The organism is Streptomyces atratus, assembly GCF_014648655.1.
Classification (GTDB): domain Bacteria; phylum Actinomycetota; class Actinomycetes; order Streptomycetales; family Streptomycetaceae; genus Streptomyces; species Streptomyces atratus.
Map to the genome: position 1 here is coordinate 1 of NZ_BMRN01000170.1, position 1546 is coordinate 1546.

The 1546-nt window shown below is 73.3% G+C and carries 1 protein-coding gene; it reads left to right on the forward strand.

Features of this window, described 5'->3' with window-relative positions; all coding sequences use genetic code 11:
- On the forward strand, nt 1-1546 hold a 1546-nt coding region (locus IEZ15_RS43880; RefSeq protein WP_189282506.1), incomplete at both ends, for a non-ribosomal peptide synthetase.

A 1546-nucleotide genomic window follows, 5' to 3' on the forward strand; every position in this document is an offset into this window, starting at 1 on the left:
GGCCAAGTTCGACCTGGACGTCATCGTGGGTGAGGCGTTCGACGACGACGGTCACCCGGCCGGGGTGCGCGGCTTCGTCACCGCCGCTGCTGACCTGTTCGAACCGGCCACCGCCGAGCGGCTCGTCGCCTGCCTGGCCCAGGTCCTCGACGTGCTGACCGCCGGGCCGGACACCCGCCTGAGCGCGGTCCCGGTCCTCGACGACACCGAGCGTCACCGGCTCCTGGTCGAGTGGAACGACACGGCCGCCGACGTCGCTCCCGCCACGGTGCCGGAGCTGTTCGCCGCGCATGTGGCCCGCACCCCGGACGCAGCCGCCGTCGTCGCGGACGGCGCCGAGCTCACATACGCCCAACTGGACGCCCACGCAAACCAGCTGGCACACCGGTTGGTGGAACGGGGCGTCACCCCCGAGTCCGTCGTCGCGGTCTGCCTGGAGCGCGGCACCGACCTCATGGTGGCGCTGCTCGCCGTCCTGAAGGCCGGGGGCGCGTACATGCCGATCGACCCGGAGTACCCGGCCGACCGGATCGCGTACATGCTCGGCGACGCGGCACCGGCCCTGGTTCTCGCATCCGCCGGCACGGCGGGCAAGGTCCCGGCCGAGGCGCTCCTCGTCGAGGAAGCGGACGGCGACGCGGTGGAGGGACCGCCGCGCGTCGACCTTGCGGTGACCCACCCCGCGTACGTCATCTACACCTCGGGCTCGACCGGCCGCCCCAAGGGTGTCCTCGTCTCCCACGCAGGTGTCGCCGGCCTCGTCGCGGGCCACGTCCGCTACCTGGGCGTCGGCCCCGGTGCCCGGGTCGCCCAGTTCGCCTCCGCGAGTTTTGACACCTTCGGCTGGGAGTGGCTCATGGCCCTCCTGTCCGGGTCGGCCCTCGTGGTCATCCCGCGCGAGAAGCGCCTGGGCGAGGCCCTGCCGGTCTTCCTGACCGAGCAGCGCGTCACCCACGCCACCCTCCCGCCCGCCGTCCTCGCCACCCTCGACGAGAACAGCATCGACCCGGACACCGTCCTCGTCGTCGCGGGAGAGGCCTGCCCGCCCGACGTGATGGCCCGCTGGGCGCGCGGCCGCAGGCTCTTCAACTCCTACGGACCCACCGAGACCACCGTTGATGCCACCCTGTGGCGGTGTGACCCGGAGTCCGCCGAGGTCGCCATCGGCACGCCTGTGCTCAACACCGAGGTGTACGTCCTCGACGAGTACCTCGCGCCCGCCCCCGTCGGCGTCGCGGGCGAGATGTATGTCACCGGCGCGGGCCTGGCCCGCGGCTATCTGGGGCGCCCCGACCTGACGGCCGAGCGCTTCGTCGCCTCGCCCTTCGCGCCGGGCGAGCGGATGTACCGCACCGGCGACCGCGCCAAGTGGACGGCGGCCGGACAGCTCGTCTTCGCGGGCCGCACCGACGACCAGGTCAAGATCCGCGGCTTCCGCATCGAGCCGGGCGAGATCCGGAGCGTTCTGACCGGCCACCCGATGGTCGCCCAGGCCGCCGTGGTCGCCCGCGAGGACAGCCCCGGCGACAAGCGGCTCGTCGCCTAC